General features: G+C 39.8%; 19 protein-coding genes. 4 read left to right on the top strand and 15 right to left on the bottom strand.

The genetic code is table 11. The features are described 5' to 3' along the window. Positions 1–37: 37 nt before the first annotated feature. From LS74_RS08480 to LS74_RS08450, 7 genes are all read right to left on the bottom strand, one after another. Positions 38–1,189: a trans-sulfuration enzyme family protein gene (locus tag LS74_RS08480; protein ID WP_138129023.1), complete on the bottom strand. Its 1,152-nt coding sequence runs from the start codon at positions 1,187–1,189 to the stop codon at positions 38–40. 9 nt (positions 1,190–1,198) lie between these two features. Further along, a complete protein-coding gene (locus LS74_RS08475) occupies positions 1,199–1,978 on the bottom strand; it encodes an SIMPL domain-containing protein (protein WP_138129021.1) in 780 nt (259 codons plus the stop codon). A gap of 69 nt (positions 1,979–2,047) precedes the next feature. Continuing rightward, positions 2,048–3,910 carry a hypothetical protein gene (locus LS74_RS08470; protein ID WP_034589297.1) on the bottom strand — a complete coding sequence of 621 codons (1,863 nt, stop codon included), beginning with the start codon at positions 3,908–3,910 and terminating at the stop codon, positions 2,048–2,050. Beyond that, positions 3,907–4,446, bottom strand: a complete 540-nt coding sequence (locus LS74_RS08465) for a HyaD/HybD family hydrogenase maturation endopeptidase (protein WP_034589295.1) — start codon at positions 4,444–4,446, stop codon at positions 3,907–3,909. Before LS74_RS08465 ends, LS74_RS08470 begins: the two co-directional genes overlap by 4 nt. Before the next feature lie 6 nt (positions 4,447–4,452). After that, positions 4,453–5,211 (bottom strand): Ni/Fe-hydrogenase, b-type cytochrome subunit, encoded by a 759-nt coding sequence (gene cybH, locus LS74_RS08460; protein ID WP_115026312.1) that lies wholly within the window; start codon positions 5,209–5,211, stop codon positions 4,453–4,455. Between the two features lie 18 nt (positions 5,212–5,229). Then, positions 5,230–6,960 (bottom strand): nickel-dependent hydrogenase large subunit, encoded by a 1,731-nt coding sequence (locus tag LS74_RS08455; protein WP_034588152.1) that lies wholly within the window; start codon positions 6,958–6,960, stop codon positions 5,230–5,232. Between the two features lie 10 nt (positions 6,961–6,970). Continuing rightward, a complete protein-coding gene (locus LS74_RS08450) occupies positions 6,971–8,131 on the bottom strand; it encodes a hydrogenase small subunit (RefSeq protein ID WP_034588149.1) in 1,161 nt (386 codons plus the stop codon). A 324-nt stretch (positions 8,132–8,455) separates the two neighbouring features. Here LS74_RS08450 and trxA point away from each other — a divergent pair, with 324 nt between their 5' ends. Next, positions 8,456–8,773, top strand: coding sequence for a thioredoxin (gene trxA / locus LS74_RS08445; protein ID WP_034588147.1), 318 nt, complete (start codon positions 8,456–8,458; stop codon positions 8,771–8,773). A 65-nt stretch (positions 8,774–8,838) separates the two neighbouring features. After that, entirely contained in the window at positions 8,839–10,443 is a 1,605-nt protein-coding gene (locus tag LS74_RS08440; RefSeq protein WP_034588146.1) for a phosphoethanolamine transferase, read from the top strand. Positions 10,444–10,518: 75 nt separating this feature from the next. On the opposite strand, the gene LS74_RS08435 is transcribed toward LS74_RS08440, so the two are convergent. From LS74_RS08435 to mnmG, 3 genes are read right to left on the bottom strand one after another with little or no spacing between them, the layout of a single operon-like run. Further along, on the bottom strand, positions 10,519–11,691 hold the full coding sequence (locus tag LS74_RS08435; protein WP_034588144.1) for a glutathionylspermidine synthase family protein: 1,173 nt from the start codon (positions 11,689–11,691) through the stop codon (positions 10,519–10,521). Positions 11,692–11,749: 58 nt separating this feature from the next. After that, on the bottom strand, positions 11,750–12,367 hold the full coding sequence (locus LS74_RS08430; RefSeq protein WP_034588142.1) for a UPF0323 family lipoprotein: 618 nt from the start codon (positions 12,365–12,367) through the stop codon (positions 11,750–11,752). 26 nt (positions 12,368–12,393) lie between these two features. Further along, the gene (mnmG, locus tag LS74_RS08425) at positions 12,394–14,298 is read right to left on the bottom strand and encodes a tRNA uridine-5-carboxymethylaminomethyl(34) synthesis enzyme MnmG (RefSeq protein ID WP_201274722.1); all 1,905 of its coding nucleotides are present in this window, start codon (positions 14,296–14,298) and stop codon (positions 12,394–12,396) included. 97 nt (positions 14,299–14,395) lie between these two features. On the opposite strand from mnmG, the gene LS74_RS11410 reads away from it, so the two are divergent. Both LS74_RS11410 and LS74_RS08420 read left to right on the top strand, forming a co-directional pair. Then, positions 14,396–14,623 carry a cyclic nucleotide-binding domain-containing protein gene (locus LS74_RS11410; protein WP_236096884.1) on the top strand — a complete coding sequence of 76 codons (228 nt, stop codon included), beginning with the start codon at positions 14,396–14,398 and terminating at the stop codon, positions 14,621–14,623. Further along, positions 14,586–15,092 (top strand): Crp/Fnr family transcriptional regulator, encoded by a 507-nt coding sequence (locus tag LS74_RS08420; RefSeq protein WP_236096883.1) that lies wholly within the window; start codon positions 14,586–14,588, stop codon positions 15,090–15,092. Before LS74_RS11410 ends, LS74_RS08420 begins: the two co-directional genes overlap by 38 nt. Here LS74_RS08420 and neuC (LS74_RS08415) read toward each other — a convergent pair. The 5 genes from neuC (LS74_RS08415) to LS74_RS08395 all read right to left on the bottom strand — a co-directional run. Then, positions 15,074–16,318, bottom strand: coding sequence for a UDP-N-acetylglucosamine 2-epimerase (neuC, locus tag LS74_RS08415; RefSeq protein WP_138129017.1), 1,245 nt, complete (start codon positions 16,316–16,318; stop codon positions 15,074–15,076). The genes LS74_RS08420 and neuC (LS74_RS08415) overlap by 19 nt on opposite strands. Next, complete coding sequence (locus LS74_RS08410) at positions 16,315–17,004, bottom strand: PIG-L deacetylase family protein (protein ID WP_236096882.1); 690 nt, start codon at positions 17,002–17,004, stop codon at positions 16,315–16,317. The genes neuC (LS74_RS08415) and LS74_RS08410 overlap by 4 nt, the downstream gene beginning before the upstream one ends. A gap of 14 nt (positions 17,005–17,018) precedes the next feature. Continuing rightward, positions 17,019–18,182, bottom strand: coding sequence for a UDP-N-acetylglucosamine 2-epimerase (neuC, locus tag LS74_RS08405; protein WP_034589391.1), 1,164 nt, complete (start codon positions 18,180–18,182; stop codon positions 17,019–17,021). Then, positions 18,182–18,955, bottom strand: a complete 774-nt coding sequence (locus LS74_RS08400) for a hypothetical protein (protein ID WP_034589389.1) — start codon at positions 18,953–18,955, stop codon at positions 18,182–18,184. Before LS74_RS08400 ends, neuC (LS74_RS08405) begins: the two co-directional genes overlap by 1 nt. Then, a partial coding sequence (locus LS74_RS08395; protein WP_407920976.1) for an AMP-binding enzyme occupies positions 18,952–19,221 on the bottom strand: 270 nt, incomplete at its 5' end. The genes LS74_RS08395 and LS74_RS08400, both read right to left, overlap by 4 nt.

The following is a 19,221-nucleotide window of genomic DNA, read 5'->3' as shown; positions in this document are numbered from 1 at the left end:
GCATAGGCGGCTAGAATCTTAATATCAAGGCTATATATTACACACGACTTTTTTCAATCGCTTGATTTATATCTTCAAGCAAGTCTTTGCCATATTCAATGCCAACAGATAGGCGGATAAGATTTTCAGTTATCCCCATAGATTCACGCAAGTCTTTAGGGATAGAGGCGTGAGTCATACTCGCAGGGTGGCAAAGCAAGCTCTCCACGCCACCCAAACTTTCGGCTAAAACGATGATACGCGTGGATTTAAAAAAGATTCTATAATCATATTCTGGCTTTAATATAAAGCTTAGCATTCCCCCGCCACCACGCGCTTGAGAGCTTTGGGCTTCATATTCGCTATCACTTTTTAGTCCGGGGTAATACACCTTTTCCACCGCTTTGTGTTCGCTTAGGGCTTCTGCTAGAAATAGAGCGTTTTCACAATGTCGCTGCATTCGTAAGCCTAAAGTTTTCATACCGCGGATAAGCAAAAAGCTATCAAATGGAGCCAATACACCGCCAATGCTATTTTGTAAGAATCCTATGCGTTCAGCTAGATTCTCATCATCTACCACCACAAGCCCGGCTACAAGGTCGCTATGTCCGCCGAGATACTTTGTCGCAGAATGCACCACAATGTCAATGCCTAGTCTCAAAGGTTGCTGCAAATAGGGCGTCATAAAGGTATTATCCACGATACTTAACACCCCTTTTTGTCGGCAAATTTCAGCGACTTTTGCCAAAGGCGTAACGCTTAGAAGCGGATTTGCTGGGCTTTCAATCAACACGGCTTTGACTTCAGGGGTTAGGGCAGAATCCAAAGCGTCTAAATCCCTTGTATCCACAATCTTATAGTTAATATTAAAGTTTTTAAAGACTTTATCTAAGATTCTAAAAGTCCCACCATAGACATTTTGTGAGATGATGATAGAATCTCCGCTTTTAAATAGGCTTAAAATCGTGCCAAGGGCTGCCATACCAGAGGCAAAGGCAAAGCCATATTTCCCGCCCTCACATTCGGCTATAAGACTTTCAATCCCATCTCTTGTGGGGTTTTTGGTGCGAGAGTATTCATAGCCTTTGTGCTTACCTAACTCATCTTGAGCGTAAGTGGAGGTTTGGTAAATAGGCGTATTTACCGCACCTGTGCGTGGGTCTGTGGTGAGTCCCCCGTGGATTAGTGTGGTATCAAAGCTACTTTGCATAGAAATCCTTTATTTACAAATATATTTAACTTGAATCTTAGCACTCACTTCCTGTTCCTTTGGTGCGGGAAGCTCCCAACTGATGTCTGCTGATGCACTCATATTGCTAAGTTTTGCAAACTCACGCGGTGCGATAGCGTTATTCACGCCATCAGCTCCTGCTAAGACACATTTTTTATCTAGAATCTCACTTAGCTCTTTTTGACTTTCTTTAGCAAGATTCAACGCTCCAGCAAAAGCTTTGTCTTGCGTGTTTTGCCACGCTTCAGGTGTGGCGATTATAGTAACATTTGGTGCAAGAAAGCTTAGGAATTTGTTTTTGTTGATTTTTTTATCAACCGCGGCGATAAAATTATCATAATCTTTTTTCTGCTCACTTGGGACATCGCATTCTAAGCTAAAGCTTAGCGTATAGCCAACTGTGTCTCGTGCCGCTCCATCTTTGTATTGGATATTTGGACGCAAGTCATAGTTGCCCCCTTCACACAAGCCCTTTTCTTTATTGAGATTCAAAATATCATTAAGGGTGTTGGCGATTTCTTTTTTAGCACTAGATTCTATCTCGCCACCTTTACGCAAACTATCGCTTTCGGTAATGCGGATACTTGCCTTATATACATCAGGCATAATGGGTTGAGAAAAGGAGATGTTTTTGTAGATACATAGAGCGTGGCTAGGGCATTCATTTGTGGCTAGAGTTGTGCTATCATCACTGCACGCGGTAAAAAAAAGTAACCCAAGGCTTAATGACGCTATGGCAAAAGGTTGAAGTTTTATGGATTTTCTCACTAGATTCTCCTTGTTGTGAAAAGTTGTAGGTGTGAAATGCTGCGGATTATAGCTTTTTTGAGTAACTTGCTAGTAATCAAGTAAGCCATCTTTTGGCAAAATAAGATGAATATCTTTTGGCAAATAGCCTAAGATTCTATCAAGGAAAATGCTATTGCTTAGCATATCTCCAAGTAACAATACTTTTTTAATCTGCAAATTTGTTTTTGTATCCCGCACAAGGGTGGCGATAAACTCACTTAGAGAATCTAGTATTCCATAGCTTAAAATCTCATCTTCCATATCCGCACATTTAAAGCTAATGCTTGAGCGGATAATGCGATGATAATCAAGGCTAAGTGTGTTGTTTTCCCGCAAAAGTGTATAATCAATGCGAGGTCCCCGCTCACGCACGAAGCGATACGCACGATAAAAAAGGGCATTTTTATCACTCGCTCCATTTGTGTTAAAGCCTAGAGTAAAAGCCGCACTATCAAAGATGTCAATAAGATTGCTAGTTGGCTGCTCTAAATCTGGCAGGGCGTTTATAGATTCTATAAGATGTGGAAAGCGTGAAGTGAAGTTTTTGATGAGATTATCTCCGCTCTTATAAGATGTGGCGATGTTTTGCAAAATAAGCTTTGGATTGTTTTCAAAATGAATGTCAAGCAGGACTTTTGGTGTATTGTCATACACAAGGAAGGCACTTTTATGCCGTGAGCTAAGATAGATGACTAAATGCCTTTGGGTTAAATCTGTGATATGCTCCTGTATAAGGGAAGTGAGCGTATGTGATGTGGCGATGTGATTGTCAATAAAGATTCCACTCTGTGATATGGTAAGAATCTGCTCCTTTGGGGCTGGAGAGTGGCAAAAATCAAAGGGTGGCTTAGAATCTTGACTGGGCGTGGATAGAAAAAAATAGCCTATATCATCTTGCAAAAGTAAAGCCCCAATAATAGCTAAAGGCATATCATAGGGCAAACCGATTCTAACTAGCCCCGTGGCATTAAGCGGAAAATGCTTTTCAAAAACTTCCTTTGGCACAAGGTGGGTTAGGGGTTTTTCAAAACTTGCGAGAATGTCAATTTGTGCTTTATGTATGCGGAAGTAGGTTTTAAGCGAGGCAATATCACAAGCAATGGTTGCGTGGGTGTTTGGCGTTGGGGTAAGAGAGAGTGAGACAATGCCGCGTTGGGTGTGGAGGGGGACTTGCTGATTATCCTTTAGGGCGTGGAGAATCTGTAAAAAATATGTTTTGTCCTGCGTGGCAAGTGGTTTATGGGTAATGGAAAGCGGAGGATTAAGAAAAGCAAAGCCATCGCTTTTAGGATTTAGAATCTGACTTGTTTGCATAGGCGTGTAGTAATAGGTTTTGGGTGTGTTAAAAAGAGCAATGATTTGATGAGAGCTAAAAAGTGTAGAGCAGGGCAACAGCTCAAGCAAGGCAAGGGATAGAATCTGCGTTAGATTTTTATGGGTGTGGCTGGATTTATTAGATTCTTTAGCGTGGTTAGATTCTTGCAAGGAGAGCTTTTCAAAAAAGGCTTGATTTGGGCTAATGGGTGTAATCTCTTTAAAGGTAAAATAAAGCGAGAGCGGCAGAGTGAGTGAGATGTCATTGGCAAAGTCTAAGATTTTTTGAGAATCTACAATATTTTGTGAGTTGTGATAAAGTGTGAAAGCGTGGGGTAATATGTTGGTTTGGGCTGTGTGCGTAGGTGCTGATTGTATAGAATCTTGGCTAGTTTGTGGGGTTTGATGATTCTGTGTGGCTTGGCTTTGCAGATAAGATTCCATAAGGGCTGATAAGTCTGGGATAATGCAATGTGTGTGTGAATCTTGCGTGTAGAAAAATACCTCAAGGTTTAGAGTTTTGGCTTGTGAAGCAAGCAGATAGAGAAAAAAATCCGCATCTTCGCTTGTATTTAAGAATCTAAAATCATATATCATTCATAGCCTCTAAATGAGCCATTGGCAACCTCTTGTAAATCCCTATCATCTTTTTTGTGGGCAGTTATTCCATTTTCTGCTAAAAAGTCTAGGGCGAGTTGCTCCATTGTTTTTGCTCCATTTTTGACTGCTGATGAAAGGGTGAAAGCTGTGTCTTCGCCGATGATTTCTGGGATAATGCCAATGATTTTAACCGGGGGTAAATCGCCATAAATGGCTGTCATTCTTAGTGTTTGGAGCATTTCTACTTCGTGGGCACTCCCTGCCCAAGTGATGATTTGTGGGACATTATCAAAATCAAAATAATATACATCGCCTATTTTGGCGTCCTTAACGCTCACGCAATCAAGGATAAGCACCTTATCATAAGAAGTGATAAGGGGGATAAGCATAGAAGCAAGTGTGCCACCATCTACAAAATCCACTTTATTTTCCCCGCTGAAGCGGTAATTGAGCTTTAAGAGATTGGATAAATGCACCCCAATGCCCTCATCACCAAAAAGAATATTGCCAATGCCAAGGACAAGAATCTTCATTCTGCCTTAAACTTTCACATCATCAGTATAACGCATACCGCTTACAATCGCATCTACGCCACCATTTGGGTATTTGACAGAATTCCACACAGCAAGATAAATATGCACAGGGATAAAAATTACAAATGCCCAAGTAAGGATATGGTGTAAATCACGCACATTTGATAACCCACCAAAAAGCACCTCTACCCATTTAAAGCAAAAGCTTAAAATCGCTCCAAGTCCATCATCATAGACATTGTAATATAGCACAACACCTGTGAGTGAAATCAGTAAAACAAGTATGCCAAGGCAAAGATAAGTGGCAAATTGCAATGGATTATATGCACCATCAATGTGTGGATGACCGCCTATAAATAAGTAGGCTTTAATGGTATCTAGCCACACTTTTGGTTGTTTGACTTGAGCAAACGACACTCTTTCTGGTAAAGATTTTTTATCAAAAATAAAAAGATAGACTCTAAAAAATGAAATACCAATCAACACAAACCCCATAATCAAATGCACACTGCGGATGTAGGCTTGAAGGTAGGAATTACTCACTGCACCTACTTGTTGTTCTGTAACAATCTCGCCTTGTATGACACCTTGCAGGGTGGCTTGTGTCATCTCTGGGTTTGAGCTGATAAAAGGATAAGCAATATAGAATCCAGTGGCAATAAGTGTAAAAATACACAATGCTCTAATCCAATGGAATATCCGCGTAAGCCCTGAAAACTCCTCGTGCATATGGAGTTCTTTTTTAAACATTTCAACCTTATTCATACTTTTTCCTTTTAAGTTCTAGCGGAGTCTAGCAAATGATGGCTCTACTTTGTATTGACTGAGTTCATTGCCTTGTGTATCCATTAAATGCACCGCACAAGCAATACAAGGGTCAAAGGAATGGATATGGCGGATAATCTCAAGTGGCTGGGTAATGTCTTTAACCTGTGTGCCAATAAGGCTCATTTCATAAGGTCCTTTTTGCCCTTTGGCATCGCGTGGTCCTGCATTCCAAGTGGAAGGCACAACGGCTTGATAGTTTTCAATCACGCCATTTTTGATTCTTACCCAATGACTTAACATTCCGCGTGGCACATTACCGATAAATCGTCCCTTGTATTCTTTATTTTTATCTATGCTATAAGGCGCACAAGTGCTTTTATCGCCCTTTGCGATATTATCTTTGAGTGCGTTAAACGCCTTCACTCCGTGGTCTGCGACAACCTTACATTCAATAGCCCTAGCAGCAGTCCTACCAAGTGTGCTAAAAAGTGCTTCTTTTGGCAAACCTGTGGCTTGTAAAAATTCATTCACAACATCTACAATTGCCTTATTGCCACTTGCGTATCCCACCACAACACTCGCTAAAGGCCCTACTTCCATAGGCTCACCATCATAGCGTGGAGATTTAATCCACGAGTATTTACCACTCTCATCAAGGATTTTAGAATCTACAAGTTTGCCATCAGCTCCAATAGTTTGAGCATCTCTAAAGCCTGTGTAGTGTGGATTTGTCTTACCATCATAGGGGTGGAGCGGCTCATTATCTTCATACCACGAGTGCGTAGCCTCTTCTGTAATCTTGCTTTCATCAATAGGATAAACTTTGCTTAAATCGCCATTTTTGACAATCCCACTGCTGAAAAGCCACTCTTCAGCTCCCACCTGCATTTCTTGGAAGCTAATGAAGTTTTTAACCCCACAGCCTTTTAGCACAGAATCTTCATTTTTATAAGCTTCTGCTGCCATAATAATATCCGCCCAATACGCACGATTAACAAAATCTACCACTTCTAAATGTTTAGTGAGCCACTCGCCCAAACGGCTGGGATCTAAAATATCCATAACAGAAGTTACACCACCAACGGTTAGACTTTGCGGGTGGGGATTCTTCGCACCAAAAATCGCCATCATTTGAGCGATGACGCGTTGCACTTCAAGGAGTTTAAGATAGTGTGAAAGCACAATGAGATTTTGCTCTGGGGAAAATCTATAAGTCTTATGCCCCCAATATGCGTTTGCAAATGGTCCTAACGCACCTTGTTTGACAAAGGCACTCACTTTTTCTTGCACGACTTTTAAGTCCGCTTCTCCCGCACATAACGGATTTTTAGTGTATTTGAAAGCAAGTTTAGCCGCCTTGGCACAATCAGCCTGCAAAGCTGAAGTAATATCGCACCAATCAAGTCCGTGCAGTGTGTAAAAATGCACCGCGTGGTCGTGTAAAAAAAGAGAGATATTCATCAAAGTGCGTGTGAGAATGGCATTGAGCGGAGGTTTAATCCCCAACGCATCTTCAACCGCCACAATCCCAGCTTTGTAATGTGAGTAAGTGCAGACACCGCAGATTCTCTGCACCAAAAATCCAGCATCACGCGGATCTCGGTTTTTTACAATCGTTTCTATTCCGCGCCAAAGTGTTGAGCTAGAAAACGCATCTTGAATAACATTATTTTCATCAACAATCACCTCAATACGCAAATGCCCTTCAATTCTTGTAATAGGATCTACAATAATACGCTTTGTCATTTTCTACTCCTTATTTTGCATTTTGTGTTGAGCTGATAATCGCGTGAGCGGCAATCCCAATGGCTGTCGCCCCAAGCACAACAGCCCCTATTGTATCCGCAGTCTTATCCGCTCCTAGTCCATTAAAGCTTGTTGCATAAAGCTTGTTGCCAATGGGTTCTTCAAATGGATTCATCGTATCCCAGAAATGTGGCTCGCTGCACCCTATACAGCCGTGTCCTGCTTGAATAGGCCAGCTTGTGTGTTGATTGAATCTAAGCTTTGAGCAGTTATTAAATGTATAAGGACCTTTGCACCCGACTTTGTAAAGACAATAGCCTTTTTGAGCGTTTTCATCGCCAAAATGTTCTACAAACTGCCCCGCATCAAATCTCCCGCGTCTTTCGCATAAATCGTGGATTCTAAGTCCATAAGCCCAAGTTGGACGATTATAGGCATCAAGTGTAGGAAGTGAGCCAAAAAGGATATAGTGCAAGACATTGCCGACAATGTTTTTTTCACTCGGCGGACAGCCCGGCACATTTATCACACTGCGACTTGTGATTTCACTAAGTGGCACGGCATTTGTGGGGTTTGGGTGAGCGGCTTGAATCCCGCCAAAACTAGAACAAGTGCCAATGGCAAAAATGGCTTTTGCATTTTTTGCTGCTATTCTTGCTTCCTCTGCTCCTGTGCGTGCGTGTCCCCCGATAGTGAGATAAAACTCACTGCTTCCTTTTGGAATCCCACCTTCTACCATAAGGATATATTCTCCAGCGTATTTTTCAATAGCGTGATGAAGATTCTGCTCTGCTTGCCAACCAGCCGCTGCCATAACGGTTTCGTGGTATTCAAGGCTAATGTAATCAAAGATAAGAGAATCTATACTTGGTGCATCGCTTCGCAATAAACTCTCACTACAACCGGTGCATTCTGCCATATGTAGCCACACAACAGGTAGGCGATTAGCCACTTCAGCAGCCTTTGCAGTCAAGGGAGCAAAACTCGCAGGCAGGGCAAGTGTAGCTGTCATCATACCAGACCATTTCATAAAATCACGGCGAGAAAAACCTTTAGATTCTAGCTCTTGTATCAAATTTTTATTGCCATTGTGTGCGGGGAGCTTGGCTAACTCATCAAGTCGTTTGGAAGCTTGCTTAAACAGCTCATCATTTGCATCTTGTAGTTTCATTGCAGATTCTCCTTTTGTTGTTTTGAAATTCTTGGAATATTATCTTATTTTTGGGATTTTCTTAAGATAAAATTGTGGCTTATGAGAAAAAGTAAAATATTTTTAAATAAAAGTTACAAAAAGTGATAGTGTGAAAAGTGGGTTTTGCAAATATGGTAAAGCAAGAAGCAAAGGCAGGTTGCTATCCTAAGAATCATAAACAAAGATTGTGAAAATATTACAAAAGATATTTTTTGTTGAAAAAAGCAATGTATAATGAGCGGATTTTAAACTTGCAATGCAAGGTTAAAATAATTTTAAACAACCTTAAAGAAGGAGTTTGTTATGGCTAAGTATATAGAGCTAAGTAATGATAATTTTGATGCAGAGATCGCAAATAGCGTAGCGTTGGTTGATTTTTGGGCGCCTTGGTGTAATCCTTGTAAGATGCTATCCCCTGTGATTGATAAACTTGCAGAGGAATATGATGGTAAGGCAAAGATTTGCAAGGTGAATGTGGATAATGAGGGTGAGCTTTCAAGACGATTTGGAATCCGCAATATCCCCACTATGTTGTTTATGAAAAATGGAGAGATTGTTGATCAAATCACTGGTGTTCAGCCAGAAGATGTTATCCGCCAAAAAATAGATTCACTTCTCTAAGAATCTTAAACTTTTTTAGAATCTAAGCTCTGCAAATGTGGGGCTTAGGACTTTAGAATACATAAATGCTTAAACTTTTCAAAAAAATCTTTTCTCATTCTATCAGTTATCATTGGCTTATTCTTATCGTGAGTGCCTATATTGTCTTATGTCTTAATCATTCTTTTCATAAGACATTTGATAATGTTGCTTTGCAAGCTGGGTTTGGCTATCTTGTATGGGCAAAGTATATCGTGCATATAGCCATCTTAGCTTTGGCATTTGAGATTTTAAGCTTAAGATTGAGTGTTAAATATGTTGTGATTTTTGTATTACTTTTGTGTAGTGTGTGTGGATTCTATATGGAATCTTTAGGTGTGGTGCTTGATGAGGACATTATCCAAAGTGTGTTTGAGACACATACCGATGAAGCCTTGGATATGATAAGCTTTGGGTTTATCGCGTATGTTTTGCTTTTTGGTGTTTTACCAAGTGTGCTTGTATTTTTTACAAAAATAAAGCGTTTTAGCCTAAAAAAAGCATTGCGAGAGAAACTTTTCTTTGTAGCGGCTTTAACCATTATGATTAGCGGAAGCTACGCAACTATGGGAAAAGACATTACTTTTGTGTTTAAAACGCAAAAAGTGCTTGGGGATATGCCAAATCCCATTGCCCCTATCCGCTCCTTTGTGCAGTATATCCAGCATTCAAAAGAGAAAAATTTTACCCCTATACTTGTGGCTGAAGATGCGGTGTTGAGCGTGGATTCCCCAAAGCAAATTGTGCTGTTTGTGATTGGCGAGAGTGCAAGGAGTGCAAATTTTTCACTCAATGGCTATGAAAAAGAGACAAATCCCTATACAAAAGCATTCAATGTCATAAGTTTTAGGGAATTTTATTCTTGCGGTGTGATTACAGCTATTGCTGTGCCGTGTATGCTGACACATTATACGAGAGAGACTTATACGCACAGAAACCTTTCATTGTATGTCAATAATATCCTTGATATTGCCCAAAGTGTAGGATATGATGTGTGGTATTTGGGGAATAATGGCGGTAAATGTGTGGGAGGCTGTGATAGGAATATCCGCAACACGCTTTTTTATCCCACAGATAGCCTTGATGGTGTAATGCTAAAAGACATTGCCAAGATTGTGGAAAAAGCAAAGCAAAATAATCGCAACACATTTATTGTCATTCACGGCTATGGTAGCCACGGGGCTTCATATACGAGCCGTTACCCAAAGGAGTTTGAGCGTTTTACTCCTGTGTGTGAGCAAAAGGAGCTATCAAAATGCACGACTAAAGAGATAAGCAATGCTTATGATAATTCATTGCTTTACACAGATTGGGTTTTAGCTCAAATGATAGGTATGCTTCAAAAGGATTCTACAAGTAAAGATTCTAACCCTGTGCGTTCTATGCTGTGGTATGTGAGTGATCACGGCGAGAGTTTGGGGGAGCTTGGGCTGTATATGCACGGCGGACTTGGCTATACTCTAGCTCCAAAGTATCAAAAACATATCCCCTCAATTATGTGGTTTAGTCAATCGTGGGGGGAGATTCCGCATTTAGCAAGAAAAAGAGTGGAGCAGGATTTTAGTCAGGATTATGTATTTCATACACTTTTACATATTTTAAATGTGCAGACACAAGATTATGATAAGAATCTTGATATTTTACAGCCTTAAGATTTTGTAAAGATTCTAGAATCCTGTCTTTTGCAAAGCCCATTTTGGGTGGGCTATGGGGCGTAATTATAGATTTTACTTTATACAATGACTTACAAACTTTGAAAAATTATCTATTATATTCCCGCCCTTGCGGAATCCAAGCCCACAAGATTCATAGGCAAAAAACACATTAGGTTGATAATAGGCGTCTTTGTGTGAGTTTAGCTCATAATAGGCTTGATACACGCTTTTGTGATGAGTGTATATGCCATCTTTAGATTCTAAAATCTTGCCTTGTGAATCTATAATCTCAATATTTGCCCCCTCTCTGCCAAACGCTCTTTTATGCACTTGCTTTGTTTTTGGCAGTGGCTCAAAACTCGCAGGGAGCAATAATGGGTGATTTGGAAAAAGATCCCATAAAATCTTTAGCATTCTTTTGCTTTGAAAAAGCAGTGTGTAGGTGGGGTTTAGAAAAATAGTGTTGTGATTTTGCATCATTTCACTCATCAGCAAGGCGAGTTCAGGCTCATCAATGGCAATATTCTCCCACGGAATGAGTTTGAATAAAAATTCATAATTTACCCCTTCAAAGCTAACCCCTTGGGTCGCAGAAAAATTTATCTTATCAATAGGGGCAAAGTCGCATATAAAGCCAGATTCCCTAGCGATATACTCTAAAAATCGTGTTGTGCTAATATCCTCGCTAGAATCTGTGATACAAGAAAAGAGTATTTTCCAGCCCTCATAGAGTGAGCTAAAGCTAGAAGTGTCTTTATCAAGCGTAATAAGTCGCTTAAAATTTTCGCTTAAAGCGTTATGAATATTATTAAACTGCTTATTTTCATCTAGTCCATTATGTTTGAGTAACGCCCATTGCAAAAGGGCGGTTTCATAAAGCATTGTTGGCGTATCGGCATTAAATTCTAATAGCTTAATAGGTTTGCCTTCAATCCCACCAGCAAGATCAAAGCGTCCGTATAAATGCCAATGTATGTCTTCTTCCCAGCTCTGTTTTATCGCACCAATAAGGCTAGGGGGAATGTCAAGCTCAAAAAATAAATCATTTTTTATAACATACTCTCCTGCTTCTACAAACATATCATACAGCGTATTTCCCGCTTCATAAAAGGCATTTGCTTCCTGCTCTGTGATATGGATAAGCTCATCACTGATATAAGAGGTGTTATCTAAGTCTGTATGCCATTGTAGTCCCATAGATTCAAATTGTTGTATGCTAGGCAGTGAAAGGGTAGTGATTGTCATTTGATTTCCTTTTGTTGTCGTGTTTTTTTACACGTTTAATAGATTCTATATGTCGTGATTATCCGCCGTAATTTTGTGTGCTTCTATTTGTGTTTGCTCCCGCATTATTGCCCCCAAAAAATCCACTTTTTCCAGTATTGCTTTTTGTGCCGCTTGTGCTTGTAGCATTTTTATTATTAAAGCTATTTTGACTTCTTTCATAGGCTTGTGGGGATTTGTAGTTGCGTTGTTGATTAGCTTGATAGTTGGGATTATTAAAAAGCTTATTGCCAATATAGCTGCCTAGAATCGCCCCAGCCGCACTTGCTAGTATCGCCCCGCCAAGCCCTAGTCCTCCGCCATTTGGGTTTGTTAGCTCACTTGTCCCAGCATTAATCTTGCCTTCTTCTTGCTTGATAAGCTCATCAATTTCAGCTTGACTTAGCATTCTTTCCCCGCCATTTTTATCTTTAAGCATAACGCGTGTTTGCTCACTTGGATATTCTTCAAGCACCTTGTAGCTCCCATCAAACTGCTCTTCAATAATCACAAACGCCCCGTTTTTCTGCGTATTTTGCAAAGTGGAGTTAAGGTTGTTATTGTTGTTACCTGAATCACAAGCATTTAGTCCAAAAACAGCCATCACCCCAAGTCCGCCAACCATTGCATAGTTTTTAATGGTATTGATATGTTTCATTTGCCACTCCTTTTGACTTAAAAAGATTATACCAAAGCTGATTTTTTATGATGTAAATGGATATACAAATGCAGGACATCAATGCTAGCAGGGGTAATACCGCTAATCTCACTTGCTTCAAAAAGGCTCTTTGGTGTGAATTTTTTGAGCTTTTCTATCACTTCAAGGCTAAGTCCGGGAATCTTATCAAACACAAAATCCCGTGGAATCTCCACTTGTAGCATTTGCTTCATCTGCCCGATTTGCTTTTTTTGTTTTTGGATATAGTCAAAATATTTAGATTCTATGAAAATCTGCTCAATGGCTTCCTTGCTCATAGATTCCACATTTTCTACCCCACATTTTGCTAAAAGTGTCTTAAGTGTTTGGGCTTCTAGCTCCTGTCTTCCAATGATATGAATAAGCAAAGTCTTATCGCTAATGGGCGAGAGATTAAGCGATTTTAGCATATCAAGTGAGATTTGCGATGGGGTAAGGTAATTATTTTGTAAATAGTTCATCGTATTTGTGATATGCTCTTTATCTTGCATAGTTTTTTCATAATATTCTTTTGTAACTAAGCCCAAAGCAAAGGCATAAGGCACAAGCCGCAAATACGCATTATCCTCACGCAAAAGCAGCCGATACTCCGCACGAGAGGTAAAAACACGATAAGGCTCTTTTGTGCCTTTTGTTACCAAATCATCAATCATCACGCCTATATAGGCTTCATTTCGTGCGAGGCTAAAAGATTCTCCCTTTAATGAAAGGGCAGCGTTGATTCCAGCCATAATGCCTTGAGCGGCAGCTTCTTCATAGCCTGTTGTGCCATTAATCTGCCCAGCCAGGAAAAGATTCGCACATTTTTTAGTCTCTAGCGTATGGTAAAGCTCGGTTGGCTCTACATAATCATACTCTATGGCGTAGCCATATCGCGTGATATGGGCGTTTTCTAGCCCTTCAATGCTATGAATCATTTGCTCTTGCACATCAATAGGCAGAGAGGTTGTAAGCCCATTAATGTAATATTCCACCGCTTCTTGTGTTTGAGGCTCTAAGAAAAGCTGATGTCGCTCTTTATCGGCAAAGCGGTTGATTTTATCTTCAATGCTTGGGCAGTATCGCGGTCCCACCCCTTCAATCTGCCCTGTAAAAAGCGGAGCGCGATGGAAGTTACTACGGATAATATTATGCGTTTTTTCATTTGTGTAGGTTACATAGCAGGGCAGTTGTGTAGGGGCAAAATCCTTTGTTTTATGGCTAAAATGCGGAGGGTTACTATCGCCACTATGCGTTTCAAGGCGTGAAAAATCAATACTCCGCCCATCAATCCTAGCACAAGTCCCTGTTTTAAGCCGCCCTAGAGACAAGCCTAGCTCTTGCAGGGAAGTGCTAAGATTCTGCGGACTCATCTCGCCAAAGCGTCCATTTTGAATCTTACTCTCCCCGATATGCACTAGCCCACGCAAAAAAGTCCCTGTGGTAAGAATCACAGCCTTAGCATAATAAGCTTTGCCGATATTTGTTTTCACACCTTTAGCGATAAATCGCCCTTGTGAATCTTTCTCATAGATAAGGGATTCTACGCTTTCTTGTGAGAGCGTGAGATTTGGCGTGTTTAGGGCTATGTCTTTAGCGATAATGCTATATCTATCCATATCAATTTGCGCTCTTGTACCACGCACAGCAGGACCTTTAGAAGAGTTTAAGATTCTAAATTGAATCCCGCATTTATCGGTAATCTCCCCCATAACGCCCCCTAATGCGTCTATCTCTTTTACTAAATGCCCTTTGCCAAGCCCACCTACTGCGGGGTTGCAGCTTGCTAGAGCAATATTTTGCACCAAAAGTGTAAGCAGATGTGTTTTTGCTCCCATTTTCGCACTTGCTATACTCGCTTCTAGCCCAGCGTGTCCGCCACCCACGACTAAAACATCATATTCCATTAGAATCCTTAAAGATTTTTGAGCGTATTTTACTCTAGAATGGTTATTTTTTGCTATTCTCACGCGGATAAATAACAAATAAGGAAAAAATAAGGAAAAGAAGATGAAAAAGCAATCATTACGGCACATAGGAGATTTTGAGCATATAAGTGAAAAGAGTTTAAAATCTTTAGAATCTATCACAAAGATAAGGCAGATAGATAAAAATGAGATTTTGTATTATGAAGGGGATTTACTCAAATGGGCTTGTATGCTTATAAGTGGGCGTTTGGAGCTATACAAAATGGATAAAAATGATAATGAATTATTTTTTGTGCTATGTGGAGAGTAGGGCTAAGGGGGTGAGACTGATAAATGCTTTTGGTTCTTTTAAGCCTTATGAGGCAGCTGCGAGTGTGCGGGGCATAGAGCCAAGTGTGGTGGCGTTTATTGAATTAGAATCTTTGGAACTACTGATTAAGCAGGATATTGAGATAAGCAATGCTTTTTTATCGGCTTTTATGGACAAGGTGATTGTGTTTAAGAATTTTATTAACTTCAAAGAAGTGTATGACAGCACTTCGCGTGTGGGGCATCTGCTCTATACCGAGCTAGAGCGGTTCAATAAAGTCCAAAGGCAAGTCATAGCACACGAGCTCAATATCAAGCTTGAAACGCTCAGTAGAATCTTGCAGAAAATGCAGCAGCAAGGCTTACTTAGCAAAGATGAATATGGAGATTTGCAAATCAATGATAAGCACACCTTTGCTTCACTCTTTGGTAATGTCAAAGTGGCTAAGATTCAAGGCTCTATATCATAAAAGGCTTTTTTGAGATTGATTGTGTCGTTATAAAGTGTATTTTGTAAGATTTGTATCATTTGCTGTGAAGTTGTGCCATTGCCAAAGGGGTGAGTGATGGCTTTGTTCATAAAATCTTTGCTTGTAATGGTGTGTATAGAATCTAAAATTGCTTGGATATACGCCTTTTTATCATTTGGATTTGGCGTCATAGTAAGAACGGATTCGGGCATTAACCGCCCCTTTTGCCTATCGCCGATATTGATTGTAGGCGTGTGTAAAATCGGGGCTTCGCCTAAACCACTTGAGCTATTGCCTATCACAAAGCTTGCAAGATTCAGGCTTGAGAGATACAGCACTCTGCCTAAACTCGCACAAAGCACAATGTTTTGCGGATATTTTTTTGCATAAGATTCTAGTATTTCATTGATGAGAGTTCCGCCACTATCGGCATTTGCCTTTGTGGCTAGAATCTTATATGGGCTTTGTAAAAGGGCGTTTAGAATAAGTGTAATTTCTTGCGTTGGATTTGTAGATTCCAAAGTCGTGGAATGAAAAGTCAGCACACAAAAGGAATGGAGAAAATCCGCAGGGGTTTGAAGCGTAGATTCTAGCTCTGCTTGAGTAAGCAATGGTGTGTTATGGATATTTTCAACCGCTAATGAGCCGACATTAAACACACGCGATGGGTTTTCACCTAGCTGAATAACGCGTCTCCTATATATCTCTGTGCTAGTAAAATGTAAATAACTCATCTTAGTGATACAATGTCGCATATACTCATCATTCGCCCCTTGTGTGGTCTCACCACCGCTAATATGAGCTATGGGGATATTGAGATTAGCACAGGCTATGCTGACTCCAAAGGCTTCATATCTATCGCCTAAAATAATCACCATATCATAAGGAGTGTGAGAGAAGTACTGACTAAAAGCTGTAATCGCGGCAGATAGGGATTTAGCTATGTCAAGTTGAGTGGAGCTAGAATCTTGTAAAATGGGGATTTTAACATCAATCTTAAAGCCATCGGATTGTATTTCCTTATAGGTATTGCCCAGCGTTTTGCTAAGATGAGCACCCGTAACGATAAGGGATAGCTTAAAAAATGGAGTATTTTTTAGGGCTTTAGCAAGAGGGTAGAGTAAGCCCCATTCCGCACGAGTGCCGGTTACTAGAGCTATGGACTTAAGGGGTTTAGAGTTTTTCTTTAAGGAGCATAAAGGATTCTGCGTAAAGGGGGACTTCATCTATCGCCCCCCCCCCCAGCTAAAATCAAGCCGTTTTTATCCGTAGAAATCGCGTCCGCTCCGCGGGTGCAGCCACGATAGAGTGCTAGGGCTTTGAGGTTTGGCATTGAACGGGGGAAGGGCAGAGTGCCTATCTCACTTTCATAAATTGCCATAATCTCGCATTTTTTAGCAAAAAACTCACTAATATCTACAAACACATTTGGCACAAAGCTCTGTACAGCAAAGCTCGGGGCAAACTCACTCTCACTCAAAGTCTCCATCATTAATACGCGTTCAATACTTGGGTAGCGGAAAGACTTCGTGCAGGCAAAGGCGGATTCAAAAATCACACGATGATCACTATGCACATCATAGGCAAAGGGCAGGTAAATGACATTGGGCTCTATTTGCTTAAAAATGCCAGAAAATGCGTTAATAATCTTGCTTTTTGGATATTCATCAACTTTCATTGTTTTAAGCCCTAGTCTATGCACACTTGAAAATCCATAGGCTTCGCATACAGCGGCGATTTCTTGCTCTCTTTTTTGGATTACTTTTTGACTAAAGCCCTCTTCTTCAAAAACATCTGTGCAAAAAATGCAGTGGATTCTATCGCCATTAGCTTTGTGCTTAAGAAGCGTCCCACCAGCCCCTAGCGTCTCATCATCAGGGTGCGTGGCAATAACTAGAATGTCTTTATTCATTTGTATCCTTTATTTTATCTCAAGGTTTGATCGAGAGGATCTTCTTTTTTGCTTAAAAATTGAGAAAAGTCCAAAGTTTTTATAAGCTCATACGCCCTTTTTGCACTTCTGCCATCACCATAGCTATTTTGTATGTTTTGGATAGATTCTCTAAATGCTATGCTTGTTGCTTTGGTAATAGAATCTTTAATATCCTGTTTGTTTGATGAGCAGAAAATGACATTTTTATCTGCCATACGACCGGTTTGTCGCATACCGACATTAATCGCAGGTATTGGGATAGAAGCTGCCTCGCCTATCCCAGAACTGCTGTTTCCTATTATAAACTCCGCTTGTTTATAAATAGATAAAAATAAATCTCTATCTATGTTTGCGTAAAAAATAAAATTTTGATGTGTCTTGAAACGCTCTATTGTAGCAATAAGCTTTTGATTGCCATAATCAACATTTGGATAGCTTACAAAAGCTCCTATATTTGCTTCTTGTAAAGATTCTAAAATATTTGTAAAAATCACATCAACAATACCTGCCTCTTGTGTAACAGGGTGAAAAATAAGAATGGCGAATCTTTCAAATTGTTCTCTATTGAATTTTGAAAAAATCTGTTTCAAGGGCATAGGGTTAAAATCCACAAATTTATCTAGGGCAATGCTTCCAATATTATAGATTCTCTCCCTTGCTTCCCCCATTGCTACAAGTCGTTTCAAGTGTGCTTCACACGATACAAAATGTAGGCTTGATAGCTTTGATGTGGCGTGTCGTATTGGGTTGTCAATATAGCCATCACGGACGTGGTCTCCACCAAAAAAGTGAATTGAAGGAATACCAAGATAACCACTTATCATACTGTAAATCATCACATCTTCCCTATCTCCCGCATAGCATAAGACATCTGGGGCAAAATCTGCAATAATCTCTAGTGAATTTTGCAATAAAAGACTAGCACTTTTAATCCTTGATATTTTAGAATCACTTGCAAGAAGTGTTTCTATTTTTGCAAGGATAGGGATATTATCTTTTTCAATTTCTTTCACAGAATATCCATAAATATGCGAAAGGTGTGCTCCACTCACTAAAAGGCGAAAATCTATTTGTGAATCTTGTGTAAGCAGTTTATACAATGGACTTAAGAGGTCATATTCTGAACGAATAGAGCTAAAGGCTAGAATCTTTTTCATCAAAACACATCCGATAAAATAGGTGAAAAATCTAAAGAGATTTTATCTTTCAGCACAGGAAAAAAAGTCATACAAATGGGCTGAGTATTTTTATGAACCTTACTCTCGAATTTTAGTGGCATTAGTACTTCCTTATGATTAAAATTTTGCGTTGGTATAGGGATTTGCACTTGATTATCAAAGATGTGTAAAACATCAATCACATCATTATAAAGCTTGTAAATGATTTGGTAGTTTGTATCAATATGCTTATAATATTGATGGAATGATAATCTCCACTGCAACATTCCTTGCGTAAAGCGAAGTTGTTGCCAAGGCAGAGACAGAACCTGATGTAAGGGCAGGGTTGAAAAAGCATATTTACCTATAAGCTCAAAACCACCGAGTTTTGACAAGATAGGATAGGCATTAGCATTTGGAAAGGCAAGGATAAAATCAACTTTATCTTCCATAGCTACTTCTTTTATGGTGTTGAGAATGGCAAAATACGCTCCGTCTTTCCGCACACTTTCATCAATCATTGATGTTGTAAAGAGATAATAATTGTAGCTTTGCTCATTAAGCTTGGCTTGGATTCTTGTGATATTCCCCATACCTTTAATCGCATTATTGTGAGTATAGCAAATCATTTTATTGCCAAATGGTGTGGTGGTAAAGAATCTTTCATAATACGGCATAGGCTTACGAAAGATTGTGTGAAATAGACTTTGAATCTCAGCTTTATGGTCCAATTTCTCTTTACTATTTTCTAAAATGATAATATTCTCTCTCACCTTCTTTTCCTTTTCAATCTCTCACTCACTTCCAAAGATTCCACAATGCTTACTTTACTTGGAATCTTAAAGGGGGCGAGTTTGTCTTTGCAGAAAGTGCGGATATGTTTTTTTAGCGTTAAGTTTGAATTAGCGTGGGATTTAGATTCTACTGCTTCTATTTTTTCAGAATCTAACACCACCTTTACACTTACACTTTGCCCTGTGATAGCATTAGATTCTCCATATACAACACAATCACTTATAAATGGAATCTGTAATAGCAC

Origin of the sequence: Helicobacter magdeburgensis (assembly GCF_000765825.2) — a bacterium.
Classification (GTDB): domain Bacteria; phylum Campylobacterota; class Campylobacteria; order Campylobacterales; family Helicobacteraceae; genus Helicobacter_C; species Helicobacter_C magdeburgensis.
This window is presented reverse-complemented; position numbering and strand designations above follow the sequence as displayed.

Excerpts from the sequence above, each read along its gene's own strand:
- LS74_RS08440 (WP_034588146.1), top strand. The coding sequence starts at position 8,839 with ATGCTTAAACTTTTCAAAAAAATCTTTTCTCATTCTATCAGTTATCAT.
- LS74_RS08455 (WP_034588152.1), bottom strand. The coding sequence starts at position 6,960 with ATGACAAAGCGTATTATTGTAGATCCTATTACAAGAATTGAAGGGCAT.
- LS74_RS08410 (WP_236096882.1), bottom strand. The coding sequence starts at position 17,004 with ATGAATAAAGACATTCTAGTTATTGCCACGCACCCTGATGATGAGACG.
- LS74_RS08435 (WP_034588144.1), bottom strand. The coding sequence starts at position 11,691 with ATGACAATCACTACCCTTTCACTGCCTAGCATACAACAATTTGAATCT.
- LS74_RS08420 (WP_236096883.1), top strand. The coding sequence starts at position 14,586 with ATGATAATGAATTATTTTTTGTGCTATGTGGAGAGTAGGGCTAAGGGG.
- trxA (WP_034588147.1), top strand. The coding sequence starts at position 8,456 with ATGGCTAAGTATATAGAGCTAAGTAATGATAATTTTGATGCAGAGATC.
- LS74_RS11410 (WP_236096884.1), top strand. The coding sequence starts at position 14,396 with ATGAAAAAGCAATCATTACGGCACATAGGAGATTTTGAGCATATAAGT.
- cybH (WP_115026312.1), bottom strand. The coding sequence starts at position 5,211 with ATGAATAAGGTTGAAATGTTTAAAAAAGAACTCCATATGCACGAGGAG.
- LS74_RS08470 (WP_034589297.1), bottom strand. The coding sequence starts at position 3,910 with ATGATATATGATTTTAGATTCTTAAATACAAGCGAAGATGCGGATTTT.
- LS74_RS08465 (WP_034589295.1), bottom strand. The coding sequence starts at position 4,446 with ATGAAGATTCTTGTCCTTGGCATTGGCAATATTCTTTTTGGTGATGAG.
- neuC (WP_034589391.1), bottom strand. The coding sequence starts at position 18,182 with ATGAAAAAGATTCTAGCCTTTAGCTCTATTCGTTCAGAATATGACCTC.
- LS74_RS08450 (WP_034588149.1), bottom strand. The coding sequence starts at position 8,131 with ATGAAACTACAAGATGCAAATGATGAGCTGTTTAAGCAAGCTTCCAAA.
- LS74_RS08430 (WP_034588142.1), bottom strand. The coding sequence starts at position 12,367 with ATGAAACATATCAATACCATTAAAAACTATGCAATGGTTGGCGGACTT.
- neuC (WP_138129017.1), bottom strand. The coding sequence starts at position 16,318 with ATGAAGTCCCCCTTTACGCAGAATCCTTTATGCTCCTTAAAGAAAAAC.
- LS74_RS08480 (WP_138129023.1), bottom strand. The coding sequence starts at position 1,189 with ATGCAAAGTAGCTTTGATACCACACTAATCCACGGGGGACTCACCACA.